The organism is Nitrospirota bacterium (genome assembly GCA_016195565.1).
Taxonomy (GTDB): Bacteria; Nitrospirota; Thermodesulfovibrionia; order Thermodesulfovibrionales; family UBA1546; genus UBA1546.
In genome coordinates this window covers 1-12408 of the sequence record JACPZK010000018.1, presented here as the reverse complement: position 1 = coordinate 12408, position 12408 = coordinate 1, and the positions used below count along the sequence as shown (strand labels likewise).

Annotated in this window: 15 protein-coding genes; 13 read left to right on the top strand and 2 right to left on the bottom strand. The window is 42.8% G+C overall.

Going from position 1 to position 12408, the window contains the following annotated elements; genetic code table 11:
- Positions 1–331 precede the first annotated feature (331 nt).
- The 8 genes from HY035_06520 to HY035_06485 all read left to right on the top strand — a co-directional run bounded on the left by HY035_06520 (position 332) and on the right by HY035_06485 (position 7357).
- Complete coding sequence (locus tag HY035_06520; GenBank protein ID MBI3378035.1) at positions 332–1285, top strand: hypothetical protein; 954 nt, start codon at positions 332–334, stop codon at positions 1283–1285.
- Positions 1282–1920 (top strand): RHS repeat-associated core domain-containing protein, encoded by a 639-nt coding sequence (locus HY035_06515; GenBank protein ID MBI3378034.1) that lies wholly within the window; start codon positions 1282–1284, stop codon positions 1918–1920. Before HY035_06520 ends, HY035_06515 begins: the two co-directional genes overlap by 4 nt.
- 28 nt (positions 1921–1948) lie before the next feature.
- A complete protein-coding gene (locus tag HY035_06510) occupies positions 1949–2248 on the top strand; it encodes a hypothetical protein (protein MBI3378033.1) in 300 nt (99 codons plus the stop codon).
- Between the two features lie 126 nt (positions 2249–2374).
- Positions 2375–3430 (top strand): GAF domain-containing protein, encoded by a 1056-nt coding sequence (locus tag HY035_06505; GenBank protein ID MBI3378032.1) that lies wholly within the window; start codon positions 2375–2377, stop codon positions 3428–3430.
- The gene (locus HY035_06500; GenBank protein ID MBI3378031.1) at positions 3399–4457 is read left to right on the top strand and encodes a 4Fe-4S dicluster domain-containing protein; all 1059 of its coding nucleotides are present in this window, start codon (positions 3399–3401) and stop codon (positions 4455–4457) included. The genes HY035_06505 and HY035_06500 overlap by 32 nt, the downstream gene beginning before the upstream one ends.
- 10 nt (positions 4458–4467) lie before the next feature.
- Entirely contained in the window at positions 4468–5334 is an 867-nt protein-coding gene (locus HY035_06495) for an FAD/NAD(P)-binding protein (protein ID MBI3378030.1), read from the top strand.
- Positions 5335–5337: 3 nt separating this feature from the next.
- Positions 5338–6111, top strand: a complete 774-nt coding sequence (locus HY035_06490) for an oxidoreductase (protein MBI3378029.1) — start codon at positions 5338–5340, stop codon at positions 6109–6111.
- Positions 6101–7357: a Ni/Fe hydrogenase subunit alpha gene (locus tag HY035_06485; GenBank protein ID MBI3378028.1), complete on the top strand. Its 1257-nt coding sequence runs from the start codon at positions 6101–6103 to the stop codon at positions 7355–7357. Before HY035_06490 ends, HY035_06485 begins: the two co-directional genes overlap by 11 nt.
- Positions 7358–7366: 9 nt before the next feature.
- Here the strand turns inward: HY035_06485 and HY035_06480 are convergent, their stop codons facing one another.
- The gene (locus HY035_06480; GenBank protein MBI3378027.1) at positions 7367–7567 is read right to left on the bottom strand and encodes a hypothetical protein; all 201 of its coding nucleotides are present in this window, start codon (positions 7565–7567) and stop codon (positions 7367–7369) included.
- 350 nt (positions 7568–7917) lie between these two features.
- On the opposite strand from HY035_06480, the gene mazG reads away from it, so the two are divergent.
- Entirely contained in the window at positions 7918–8688 is a 771-nt protein-coding gene (gene mazG / locus HY035_06475) for a nucleoside triphosphate pyrophosphohydrolase (GenBank protein MBI3378026.1), read from the top strand.
- A 1-nt stretch (position 8689) separates the two neighbouring features.
- Here mazG and HY035_06470 read toward each other — a convergent pair whose 3' ends face one another.
- Positions 8690–9169, bottom strand: a complete 480-nt coding sequence (locus HY035_06470) for an HIT domain-containing protein (GenBank protein ID MBI3378025.1) — start codon at positions 9167–9169, stop codon at positions 8690–8692.
- A 101-nt stretch (positions 9170–9270) separates the two neighbouring features.
- On the opposite strand from HY035_06470, the gene HY035_06465 reads away from it, so the two are divergent.
- From HY035_06465 to HY035_06450, 4 genes are all read left to right on the top strand, one after another.
- Positions 9271–9981: an SDR family NAD(P)-dependent oxidoreductase gene (locus HY035_06465; GenBank protein ID MBI3378024.1), complete on the top strand. Its 711-nt coding sequence runs from the start codon at positions 9271–9273 to the stop codon at positions 9979–9981.
- Positions 9978–10679, top strand: coding sequence for a dethiobiotin synthase (bioD, locus tag HY035_06460; GenBank protein MBI3378023.1), 702 nt, complete (start codon positions 9978–9980; stop codon positions 10677–10679). The genes HY035_06465 and bioD overlap by 4 nt, the downstream gene beginning before the upstream one ends.
- 172 nt (positions 10680–10851) lie before the next feature.
- Positions 10852–11700 (top strand): menaquinone biosynthesis protein, encoded by an 849-nt coding sequence (locus HY035_06455; protein ID MBI3378022.1) that lies wholly within the window; start codon positions 10852–10854, stop codon positions 11698–11700.
- Positions 11701–11797: 97 nt separating this feature from the next.
- Positions 11798–12064: a DUF2442 domain-containing protein gene (locus HY035_06450; protein MBI3378021.1), complete on the top strand. Its 267-nt coding sequence runs from the start codon at positions 11798–11800 to the stop codon at positions 12062–12064.
- Positions 12065–12408: the final 344 nt, after the last annotated feature.

The following is a 12408-nucleotide window of genomic DNA, read 5'->3' as shown; positions in this document are numbered from 1 at the left end:
TACAGGATAAAATACAATACCTATAGGCCGCATGAGGCGCTGGGATATGATATCCCGGCTAATTATTATAAACTTGAAAATCTGGTGGGACTAACTTTAAACTCGAAATAGTTGTTCCGAAAAAGTCGAGCAGGACAGATTCTTGAGAAGGCGGGATAATGCTTAAGTTTTGAAAGAAGAAGTCTAACAAAGTGGTAAAGGATGAAATACAATTTAGGGTTGCCCCATATTTACATAGAAGTTATAAGATGCGAAGATATAATCGCGACCCCTTGACATTAACCCCAGACTAAAGATATATTTATTTCAGTTTTCGGAGGAGGCATACCTCATGAAATGGGTATTAATAATTTACTCAATTATCCAGATATTGTTTGCGTATGCCTACTCTTTTGCTGCTGATAAGAATTATTCTGTAGAATCTCTCTTTAATCTGCCAGAAGAAAAAATCGATATCGGTATTGCAGGCCTTATTCTTGCTAAAGAAATATATCCAGATATTGATATCAAAGCGTATTCTGCAAAAATTGATGAGATGGCAAATGGTGCCAGGATTCTCACAAAGGGCAGTAAAGACCCAGATTATAGGATTAGAGCATTAAATACTTTTTTCTTTAAGATTGCTGGAATAAAATACGATTTTTCAGATCCTTACGGCAGAAATCTAAAGAATCGTTACATAAATGGTATTCTTGACAGGAAAAAAGGTAATTGTGTTTCTATGCCGCTTCTTTATCTTGCGATTGCTCAACGACTCGGTTACCCCGTCTATGCGGTGGGCGCACCCGATCATCTTTTTTTGAGGTATGTCGATCCGAATTTCGGGGAACAGAATATCGAAGTAACCGGCGGTGGCGGGTATTCATCTGACAAGGACTATATTAGGGAGTTTCAAATATCAGAAAGAGGCATTAAAAGTGGGACTTATCTTAAGACTATGACTCATCGTGAATTGCTTGCCGACTTAATTGCAGGCGTTGCTGTTTCTTTGGGCATGCAAGGTGATATCAAAAGAGCTGTCAGGTTTCTTGAAAAGTGTGTTAAAATGAGCCCCAATTCTGCTGAGATTAATGACTCTCTTGGGCGGGCGTATTTGATTTATAGTAGAAACCTTACTGGGATAGACGCGGAAGTGGACGCGGAAGAATACTGGATAAAGGGTTTGTCTTATAAGAAAAAGGCAAAAGAGCTTGGATTAGTGAGACCTCCTGCTGAGGAGTATATAAAAATGATGAAAAAGAAAGCAAAAGAAGACGCGATGACAAGCAAAGGGGGGAAACAATGAAGAATTCAGTTCTTGTTCTCGTTGCGATTTTATCACTGTTCTTATATGCCGGTATTTCAGAAGCTCGTTGGTATGATCCCGAAAGCGGAAGATTCCTTAGCGAAGATCCTATTGGGTTCGAGGGCGGGGATGTGAATCTCTATACGTATGTCGGTAATAATCCGGTGAACCGTAAAGACCCTTTAGGGCTTACTTGGAAAAGCAATTGGAACTTCTTCTGGGATTGGACACTTGGTCAAGGCAGTAACAACAGGTTCTATGGTCCTAACACTGTTGAAACGCAGGAGATGCAAAATTCCATAGGGGTACAAAATTTACGCTATGAATTTAAGAAGGGCGGCTGCAAGAGTTTAGGTAAAGGTAAATATGGCACCGTTGAAGCATATTGGGACACAACAGTGAACCCACTCACGGCTGATTTATCAAGCACATCGGCTCAGGTTGGAGGATTTGCTGGTGCAAGCATTATTAATAACGGCAATAGTACAGTCACATTCACTATCACAAACGTAGCCGGCACTTATTCATTCTTTTTGCATGCGGTTCCAAATAGAACAAGCAACACTGGAGCAATGAGAAGTATTACACAAACATTCCAGTGGACAGAGCCTGCAAATAACTGTGGCTGCAAGTGAAAACATGTTAAATGAGGAAAAATAAAAAATGTTTCCGATGATCGGTGCACTCTTTTTGTTGGTAGCGTTAGGTATTGCATTGGGCATTATCGCACTACTTTTTAAAAAATCAAGACACTTTGCGGCTTATTTCGTATTCTCGTCTGTACTGGCTTCCCTATGCGCATTTTCCTTGTTTTGGGGGAGCGGTCTTTTGATCGAAAAGCTTTTTGGGGCAACACGCTGGAGTACATTGGGAGCTTTCATTGGCTATGTCAGCGGTTTATTTTTTGGTGCGGCTATAGGTATATATTTGGCAAGACGGATAAACACAAAACTTTATAATTAAAGAAATAAAAAAAGGGACAGCTGTTCATGCTCAGTAATTAGGTAACTTTTTTAAATGAGATTCTCGGGACGTTATATATATTTGCTGCTGCTTGACAACCCTTTTTCTGTTTGATAGGGTTGTCTTATGAAGAGACATCAAGACGATATGTGCGCTCTCTGCGGTGAACTGGCTAAGGCGCGCAACCTCGATACCACACTGAACATCCTCGCAAAAAATATCACAGAGATTATGGATGTTAAAGGCTCAACAATCAGGCTGCTTGATGAAAAGAATCAGACCCTTGAGATTGTGGCTGCATACGGCCTGAGCAAGAAATATCTGAAAAAAGGCCCTGTTGTTCTGAAAAAACATCCTGTGGATCAGAAGGTTCTTAAAGGAAAGACTGTAAAGACTAAGAACATATTGAAAGAGCCGCATGTCCTGTATCTTGAGGAGGCTAAGAGAGAGGGCATCAAATCAGTGCTCAGCGTTCCGCTTATGGCGGATAAGAGGGCTATAGGCGTTGTCAGGGTCTATACAGCAGCGCCTCATGATTTTACCGCCGGAGAGATAGAGAGGCTCAGGGCGCTTGCATTTCTGGGAGGCATACTTGCAGACAGGGCAAGGATATGGGATGAAATGCGCGCCTTGATAAAAATATCCCAGTCCATAAGTTCAACCCTTTCACTCGATAAAGTTCTCCAGATGATAGTGGAAAATGCCGCAAAGACGTTAAGGCTGAGGGCTTCATCAATCAGGCTTCTTGACGAGGAAAAAGGGACGCTTGAGGTCAAGGCAGCTTACGGCTTGAGCAGGGCATATCTGGGAAAAGGGCCGGTTGAAGTTGCGAAGAGCCCCATAGACAGAGAGTGCCTGAGATGTAAGGTTGTATCAGCGCCTGACATCAGGAAAGACAAAAGGCTTCAGTATCCGGATGAGATAATAAGTGAAGGCATAATGTCGCTTCTTTCTCTGCCCCTTACTGTCAGGGGGAAAGCAATAGGAGTCCTCAGGGTATATACATCTATCCCTTATACCTTCAGCGAATCAGAGATAGATTTTCTTTCTGCCCTTGCCTGTCAGGGCGCTATTGCAATAGAAAATGCACGCCTGTTTGAGCATATAAAAACCGAATATAAAGACCTGACAAGGGATGTCTGGAAATGGTATGACTGGGGAACGCACTTTCCAAAAATTTAAACGTCTGATTCCCAAAAAGGCTTTTCTCCTGTGGCTTGATTCTTTGAAGAAAGATTACAAGCTCATAGGGCCTACAAAAACAGGCAGGCATGCTGTTTTCAAAGAAGTGGATTCTTCGAAAGAGCTTTTTATGGAATATGAAACCACCATGCTCTCTCCCGGAAAACTTTTTCTCTATAAACCGAATGAAGAGCTTTTCAGATTTGCTATGAATGGGAAGATAACAATAGATGAAATTGCTCCAATTGCAGAAAAGCAGATAATTACAGGAGTGCATCCCTGCGATGTGAATGCAATACTCTACCTTGACAGGACCTTTCTTCGTACATTTAAAGACCCGCACTATGAAGCAAGGCGGAAAAATACTCTAATCATCTCGTTGAACTGCGCACGCGTCTCAGAGAACTGCTTCTGCTCATCGGTCGGCGCCGGGCCTTTTCTTCACGCAGCAGGAGGCTATGACATGCTCCTAACGAATTTTGAAAGCGAATATCTCGTAGAGATAAAAAGCAGAGAAGCAGAGGAATTATTCGGGCTTGAAGGCAGAGGCGCAGGACAGGATGAGATGAGGTTTAAAGCAGAAAAGGAAAAATCAATGCATGGTAAATTTAAAAAAAATATAAATGTTTCAGGGCTTGACAATATTTTTGCGGAGAACATGGAGCACCATATCTGGCAGCAGACAGCGGAAGAGAAATGTCTCTCATGCGCAAACTGTGTCATGGTATGCCCGACATGTTTCTGTTATGACCTGAGAGATGAGATGAGCATGGATCTTAAGACTGTAACAAGATACAGGTGTTTTGATGCATGTCAGGATATGAAATTTGCGGAAGTCCATGGAGGCAATTTCAGGCAGAGGAGGGCTGCAAGGCTCAGACAGTTTGTTACTCATAAGTTAGGACAGACAAATCAGTACGGAGTTTTGGGAACTGTCGGGTGCGGCAGATGCATAACATGGTGTCCGACAGGGATTGACCTTACAGAGATAACAAAAGAGATACAAAAATTCAAAGTTAAAAGTTAAAGGTTAAAAGTTGAAAAACCCGCTAACACCAATAAAAGCAATAATTAAGGATATAAGGCCGGAGGCAGAGGGAGTTAAGACATACACACTCTCAACAGAGTTTTCATTTGTCGCAGAACCGGGTCAGTTTAATATGATAGGTTACCCGGGTGTCGGCGAGGCGCCTATTTCCCTGAGCGCAATTATGCAGGTCGGAGACTCGACTCTGCGAGACGGCTCTTTTAAACACACGATAAAGTCCGTAGGAAGAGTGACGGATTTTTTGAAGGATTTTAAAAAGGGGGATGAGCTTTTCTTCAGGGGGCCCTATGGCAGGGGCTGGCCTGTTAAGAAGGCAGAGAAGAGGGATGTTCTCATCATTGCAGGAGGTTTGGGGCTTGCACCGCTCAGGCCTGTTATTCATTTAATCTTAAACAGCAGAGAATCATTCGGAGATGTGAGCCTTATATATGGCGCAAGAAATGAAAAAAATATGCTTTTTATGGATGAGTTCAAAATCTGGGAGAAAGATATTTCACTCTATATAACCGTGGACGAGGTCTCTGATGTCTCTAAATCCCCCCATCCCCCCTTTACTAAAGAGTGGTCAGGGGGGATTAATGTCGGACTTGTTACTGATTTGCTTGACAGGGTAAAGATAAAGCCTGAAAGGGTCATTGCTTTTGTCTGCGGGCCTGAGATAATGATGCGTTTTATATGCAGGGGGCTTATGATGCATGGCATGTCACAGTCATCGCTTTATGTATCGCTTGAAAGAAGGATGAAGTGCGGTATTGCCCAGTGCGGGCACTGCCAGCATTCGGGTTTATTTGTGTGCAAGGACGGCCCTGTATTTTCATATAAAGAAGTGCGCGGGCTGCCGGACGGGGTGCTGTAAGTTATGAATAAACTCAGGCTTGGATTCTTTAAGTATTCATGCTGCATGGGCTGTTCTTATTTTTTTGCCTATGTGCAGAAACATGTTCCTGAAGTGCTTGCGAGTTTTGATTTTGTATTTATAAAACTGCTTTCACGGAAAGGCATACCTGAAGGGCCGTTTGACATAGCCCTTGTTGAAGGCACAATAACAGAGGCATGGCAGGTTGATGAGCTGAAGATGATAAGAGAGCATAGCAAAAAGCTTTTTGCGATAGGCTCATGCGCGGTAATTGGCGGCATTCCGGCTATAAAGGCAACATCGCCGGAACTGGAGGTCGAGAAGAGAGTTTATAAAAATCTCTCTTCAATACATTCAATCAAACCCCATGCAGTTGATGCGTATGTGAAAGTGGATGGTTATATACGCGGATGCCCTCCAGTTGAGAGGGATTTATACGAGGCTCTGACATCTGTTCTGACAGGAAGGAAGCCTGATTTCCCTCAGTACAGCGTTTGCATTGAGTGCAAGCTGAAAGGCAATATATGCGTTTTAATTGCAGATGATATGCCGTGTATGGGGCCTGTGACAAATGCAGGCTGCGGCGCGCTCTGTCCTTCAATGAACAGGGCGTGTTATTCATGCTTCGGGCCCATGAAGCAGGCGAATGCCCCTGGGCTTGCGAAAAAATTCAAGGCAATGGGAATATCGCGGGATGACATCATAAGGAAGTTTACAGAGTTTGGCGCTGATACAATTGAGTTCAGAAAAGCAGTTGAGATGGTGTATGAAGATTGATATAAATTACATAGCCCGCGTTGAGGGTGAGAGCTCTGTAAAGCTTGAGATAGAGGAAGGAAAACTCAAAGAACTCAGGCTTAATATCTGGGAGCCTCCGCGTTTCTTTGAGGGTTTTCTTGTGGGAAGGAAATTTGACGAGGTTCCGGACATAGTTGCAAGGATATGCGGGATATGTCCTGTATCCCACATGACGACAGCGATAAGGGCAATGGAAAATGCGTTCGGTTTGACGCCTTCTCCTGAAGTTAAAAGAATACGAAAGATACTTGCCTTGAGCCAGATTCTCTCAAGCCATCTTGCGCACCTTTATATCCTTGCGCTTCCGGATTTTTTCAGGCTTAATTCCGTAGTGGAGATGCTGCCGCATTTTGAGAAAGATATTAAGAGATTCCTGAGATTAAAGGAAGCGGCAAACAGCATTACCGCCCTTTTCGGCGGCAGGGCATTGCATCCTGTTTCAATGGTTGTCGGCGGGTTTACAAAGGTTCCGTCAAAAGCTGATACAGAGAAAGCTGCATGGGAGCTTGAATCTCTGCATGGGGATGCTCTTGAAACATTAAAGATGGCATCAGAACTTAAATGCCCTGCTCTGGAAAATCATGCGGAGTTCGTGGCGCTGAAAGGTAAAGGTGAATATGCGATAAACGGAGGCATGATTTCATCAACAAAGGGACTAAATATCAAAGAGCATGAATACGCATCTTATTTTATTGAGGACGAAGTTCCTTACTCAAATGCAAAGAGGACAATTCTAAAGGATAGAGGCTCTCTTATGGCAGGAGCGCTTTCAAGAATTAATCTCGGATTTGATAATCTCTTGCCTGATGCAAAAAAGGCTTCGGAGGACCTTGGTTTTACAGGAGGCGGCAACCCTTTCCTTAATAATCTTGCACAGGCCGTTGAGATAGTCCATGCTTTACAGGAGTGCGCCATACTTCTCAGAGGGCTTTCGTTAAAATCAGTAAAAAATTATTTTGCTGATTTTAAGGTTAGGGAAGGCGCCGGCTCTGCTTTGACAGAGGCGCCGCGCGGGATGCTTTATCACTATTACGAGATAGACGGGAGAGGAGTAATAACAAAGGCAAATATCGTAACGCCGACAGCGCACAACTTTCTTAATCTTGAAGAGTCTCTCAAAAAGCTTGTGACTGAAAATATAGATAAGCCGGAAGAGGAACTGATTCTCATGTGCGAGATGCTCGTGCGGGCGTATGACCCATGTTTTTCGTGTTCGGTGCACTGAAGCCGTGTCTTACGCTAAGAGTATATTCTGTTCGTCAGCAGCTTCATCTTTAAACAGCGGAATCCATTTATCCTTTTTTGTCTGGATAAACGTCATTTCTTTCTGACAGGATTCGCATTTTCTGATTTCTGCCGCTTTGATGCCAAGAGACATTGCTTCGGATGTAAGGCCGGGATGGGAAACTGATGTGTATTTATGTATGTGTTTCATTTCTCTGCCCTCCTCTTTATTAAGAATAAATCCGCAGCGTCTTAATGTCAATGAGTTTTGTTGAGAAGGCTGCGCCTGTCTTTCGGGAAGAGCTCCTACACTGCCAACGAACACCTTTTCGCTTTTTGCAGAGACTTTTTGACAAATCTATGGCTTGTTACAGGCAATTTCAAAACTCGTTCCCCGAAATAGTCGGGGAACTCAGACAGTTGAAATTGCTTATCTTCCACTTCGCCGAGATTTGTTACCAAAAATTCTCTGATGCCGCTCAAAGGGTTCGATGGCATGGATTGTCTCAATTCAAACACAGCCTTCTGAAAGGTATTTAATTAATCTGCTATCATAGTGAGATGACGAATCTTAAAAAGCTCGTTGATATAATGTCCGCTCTCCGCGGGGATAAGGGGTGTCCGTGGGATAAGGAGCAGACGAGGGATTCTCTTAAGCCCTTTCTTCTTGAGGAAACTTATGAAGTCCTTGAGGCTCTGGATGAAGGAGATAGTGAGAAAATAAAGGAAGAACTTGGAGATCTCCTGTTTCAGATAGTCTTTCACTGCCAGCTTGCAAAGGAAAGGAATGAATTTGATCTCGATGATGTTATAGAAAAGATAAGCTGGAAAATGTTAAGGCGCCATCCTCATGTATTTGGAAAGGCGAAATATAAAAATAAGGAAGAGCTTAGAAAGCGGTGGGATGAAGAAAAGAAGAGAGAGGGAAAACATAAAGAATCTATTCTTGAAGGAGTGCCGAAGGCGCTGCCGTCACTTCTGAGGGCGCACAAGCTTCAGAAAAAAGCTGCAAGAGTAGGGTTTGACTGGGAAAAGACAGAGGATGTCTTTAAAAAGATGAATGAAGAATTAAAAGAATTTAGAAAAGCGCTTAAGAATAAAAAACAACCGGAGATAGAGGATGAGCTTGGAGACATATTCTTTATGCTTGTGAATATTTCAAGGTTTGTGGGCGTCAACCCTGAGGACGCTCTGAGAAAGACCATAAGCAAGTTCATCTCAAGATTCCGCTATATAGAGATGAAGGCAGCAGATAAGAAGAGAAACCTCTCTGATATGACGCTTGAGGAGATGGATAAGCTCTGGGACGAGGCAAAGAAGAAAGAGAAATAATCTATTTATTAAATACCGGATACAGTTTGTCGTAAGTCTCCATTATGTGTTCGGGGACTACGCGTATCTCACCGAGCACTGACATAAAGCTCGTATCACCGGCCCATCGCGGCACCATGTGAAGATGGACATGCTCTTCCATTCCCGCTCCTGCAACAGCGCCGATATTAATCCCTATATTAAACCCTTCAGGCCTGAATGCTTCCTTGAGACATTTAAGGGAATGCTGTGTGACCTTCATGAAGTCCAGCAGGACTTCGTCAGCAAATCCGTCCAGTGTTGAAGTGTGGATGTAGGGAACGACCATAATATGCCCGTTGTTGTAAGGGTATTTATTCATCATCACAAAGTTATGGGAACTGCGGTAGAGGATAAGGCTTTCCCTGTCCTTGTTTTTCTTAGGATAAGAACAGAATATGCACTCAGGCTCTTTTTGTCCGAGTATGTATTCCATTCTCCACGGCGCCCACAGGGTTTTCATAATAAATTCTCCTTTTGATATTACTGCTTAAAGTTACATTATTTCCCTATAATCTGCAAGTTTTTGTGATATGCTAAAATCCTGAGATTGGAGGAATAATATTGCGTGTTGCAGTAGTCACAGGCTCATCAAGAGGGCTTGGAAAAGAGATTGCCATTACGCTCGGGAAAAGCGGCTACAATGTCGCCGTGAATTATCTTTCATCAGAGAAAGAGGCGGCTAAAGTGGCTGATGAGATTGCCTCGGATACGCTATTAATAAAAGCTGATGTCGGTGACATAAAGCATGTTGAAAAAATGGCAGAGGCGGTTTACGAGAAATGGGGAAGGGTGGATGTCCTTGTAAATAACGCCGGGATAACAAAAGACAATTTGATGATTAAACTGAAAGAGGAAGAATGGGACGAGGTTCTGAGGGTAAATCTTAAAGGATGCTGCAATACTATCAGGGTATTCTCTCATTTTATGATAAAATCAGGAGGCGGCCATATTATAAATATCTCCTCGTATTCAGGGCTTAAAGGAAGAGAGGGGCAGGTGGCATACAGCGCATCAAAGGCAGGGGTTCTCGGCCTGACTTATACTGCGGCGAAAGAGCTTGCTGAATACAATATCAGAGTTAATGCGCTGCTTCCGGGATATATGCAGACTGAAATGGGAAAGGCATCTGAGAAGGCAATGACGACGGCAAAGATGGAGAGCATTACAGGGAAATTATCCGGTCCGAAGGATACGGCAGGGTTTATTGTTTATCTCTTGACGACGGATAATATAACAGGACAGGTTTTTTGTCTTGATAGCAGGATTGTATGAAGGGTTTTTTTGTAACAGGGACTGACACAGGCGTTGGAAAAACCGTAGTTGCAGCAGCGCTGATAAAAGCTGCTGGTCTTCTTGGGGTGAAGGCGTGCGGTATGAAGCCCGTTGAAACAGGCTGTACCAGAGAAGGAAACGTAATGGTGCCTTCTGACGGCATGTTCCTGAAAGAAATTGCACATATGGACGAGACAGTAAGCCATATAACCCCCTGCTGTTTTGAACATGGGTTGGCGCCGATGGTTTCTGCTGAAATGGAAGGAACAACAGTTGATCTTAACAGGATACGAGGAGCGTTTGATAAGCTTGGAAGGACGTATCAGGCAATTATTGTCGAAGGGGTTGGAGGATTATTAGTGCCTATAAGCAAAGATTACTTTGTTCTGGACCTTGCCAGAGAAATGGGGCTTCCGCTGGTTGTTGTTGCAAGGCCGGGACTCGGAACAATAAACCATACATTGCTTACAGTGAATTATGCGCTGAAAGAAGGACTTAAGGTCGCGGGTATAATTATTAATTATCCCTATCAGTCCGAAGGCAGCATGGCAGAAAAGACGAACCCTCAGGTTATAGAACGGTTGAGTCCTGTCCCGCTTATCGGTATTTTCCCTTACCTTGATGATATGTCGGATGAGGCGTTTGAGAAAACAGTCTTAAAAAATCTGAACATGGAAATTATCAGAAAGTATCTTTAATAAAAGAATTTATCAAAGTTTTGTTTTGGGGTAAAAATGATGACATGTTTTTCTTTGTCATTCCTGCGAAAGCAGGAATCCAGAAAGTAGAATGGTGCTGGATTCCGCATCAAGTGCGGAATGACATTATAGATATGGAAACTGATACCCTATAGCATGTTTTGGCAAATACATGGCGGATAAAAAACTCAGGATAGGCAAAATTCCTTATGCAAATTTATTCCCGATATTTTATATCCTTGAGAGGGAATGCGATTGTTCGGAATATGAATTTATAGAGGGTGTGCCTTCTGCCCTCAACCATATGCTCCGTACTGGAGAGGTTGATGTCAGTCCTTCATCATCCATAGAATATTTGAAATACAACGATGAGTATGCAATTATAGAGAACCACTCAATAAGTTCAATGGGCCCTGTCGGAAGCATCATCCTTCTCAGCAGAAAACCAATAGAGGAATTAAACGGATTGCCGGTTCTGACATCGTCTCAGTCTGAGACGTCTGTTGCCCTGCTGAGAATTATTTTTGAAAGATTTTATAAAGTGAAATGCGATTTAAAGACTGCGGATATTCATCTAAATTCGCTGCCCTCTGCAGCAGAGGCGTATCTTCTAATCGGCGACGATGCGCTTAAAGCAGTTAAGAAATTCAAAATTCAAAATTCAAAGTTAAAAGTGAAAAGTGAAAATAAAAACTCCCGACTTTTTTATATTTATGACCTCGGGGAGCTATGGCAAAAGCACACAGGACTGCCTTTTACTTATGCGCTTTGGATTTACAAGAAAGACTGCTGCAAAGAAAAGGCTGAACTCCTGAAGAGATTCAAGAGCGATTTAAACAGGTCAAAGAAACGCGCATTGGAAAACTTCAAGATGATTGCCTCGGAATCACCGCTTAAAGGTATCCTGACAGAGAGCGAACTTATATCTTACTGGAAGCAGATTTCCTATGACTTCGGAGACGAGCATAAAAAGGGCCTTGAATTATTCAGGAAATATTCAGAAGAACTGGTGTTGATATAGGAATTGGAAAGGGTGACAGTGGTTTTTGGAAATATGAAAGTTTGTTAAAAATTATAAAACAGGATATGATAAAATGTAGTTATGCCGGAGGTGTTTTATGCATAAGATAACAGATGTTAGGACGCTTGAAGGATTCCGGATTTGGATAAAATTTTCGGATAATGTTGAAGGTGTTGTTGATTTGTCCGATGTTGCCGGTAAGGGTGTTTTTTCAGTTTGGAAAGACCGCGCAGTTTTTGAAGCTGCTTTCATCGATCCTGTGAGTCATACAGTGGCATGGCCGGGCGGCATTGATTTATGCCCGGATTCTCTTTATGCCGAATTAACCGGAACCAAAATCACCGCCCAACTGACACATGCCTGAGATACGCAGCTATCAAATCCCCAGAAAGATTGAACCTTTGAAATAGACTTTTTGGTCGCGGCGAAGTCGCTCCCCTTGTTTCAATAACAAAGCACACAGATAATTCTTGTTTTTCATAGCGATAACGTATTATTATTAGTTAATTTTTAGAGGGATAGATATGATTGATGGGAGAAAAAAGAGGGATGCAAGAAGAAAGACCTGATGTAGGGTTTGACGAAATTAGGAACAACTGGTAAGTTAGTCCTCCGGAAGGAGGAAGCAGATGGCAAGAAAGAAATGGAGCGCAGAAGAGAAGCAGAAAATGGTATTGGCAGGCTTGAGGAATGAGGCGTCAGTAGCAG

Excerpts from the sequence above, each read along its gene's own strand:
- HY035_06520 (MBI3378035.1), top strand. The coding sequence starts at position 332 with ATGAAATGGGTATTAATAATTTACTCAATTATCCAGATATTGTTTGCG.
- HY035_06515 (MBI3378034.1), top strand. The coding sequence starts at position 1,282 with ATGAAGAATTCAGTTCTTGTTCTCGTTGCGATTTTATCACTGTTCTTA.
- HY035_06510 (MBI3378033.1), top strand. The coding sequence starts at position 1,949 with ATGTTTCCGATGATCGGTGCACTCTTTTTGTTGGTAGCGTTAGGTATT.
- HY035_06505 (MBI3378032.1), top strand. The coding sequence starts at position 2,375 with ATGAAGAGACATCAAGACGATATGTGCGCTCTCTGCGGTGAACTGGCT.
- HY035_06500 (MBI3378031.1), top strand. The coding sequence starts at position 3,399 with ATGACTGGGGAACGCACTTTCCAAAAATTTAAACGTCTGATTCCCAAA.
- HY035_06490 (MBI3378029.1), top strand. The coding sequence starts at position 5,338 with ATGAATAAACTCAGGCTTGGATTCTTTAAGTATTCATGCTGCATGGGC.
- HY035_06485 (MBI3378028.1), top strand. The coding sequence starts at position 6,101 with ATGAAGATTGATATAAATTACATAGCCCGCGTTGAGGGTGAGAGCTCT.
- HY035_06480 (MBI3378027.1), bottom strand. The coding sequence starts at position 7,567 with ATGAAACACATACATAAATACACATCAGTTTCCCATCCCGGCCTTACA.
- mazG (MBI3378026.1), top strand. The coding sequence starts at position 7,918 with ATGACGAATCTTAAAAAGCTCGTTGATATAATGTCCGCTCTCCGCGGG.
- HY035_06470 (MBI3378025.1), bottom strand. The coding sequence starts at position 9,169 with ATGAAAACCCTGTGGGCGCCGTGGAGAATGGAATACATACTCGGACAA.
- bioD (MBI3378023.1), top strand. The coding sequence starts at position 9,978 with ATGAAGGGTTTTTTTGTAACAGGGACTGACACAGGCGTTGGAAAAACC.
- HY035_06455 (MBI3378022.1), top strand. The coding sequence starts at position 10,852 with ATGGCGGATAAAAAACTCAGGATAGGCAAAATTCCTTATGCAAATTTA.
- HY035_06450 (MBI3378021.1), top strand. The coding sequence starts at position 11,798 with ATGCATAAGATAACAGATGTTAGGACGCTTGAAGGATTCCGGATTTGG.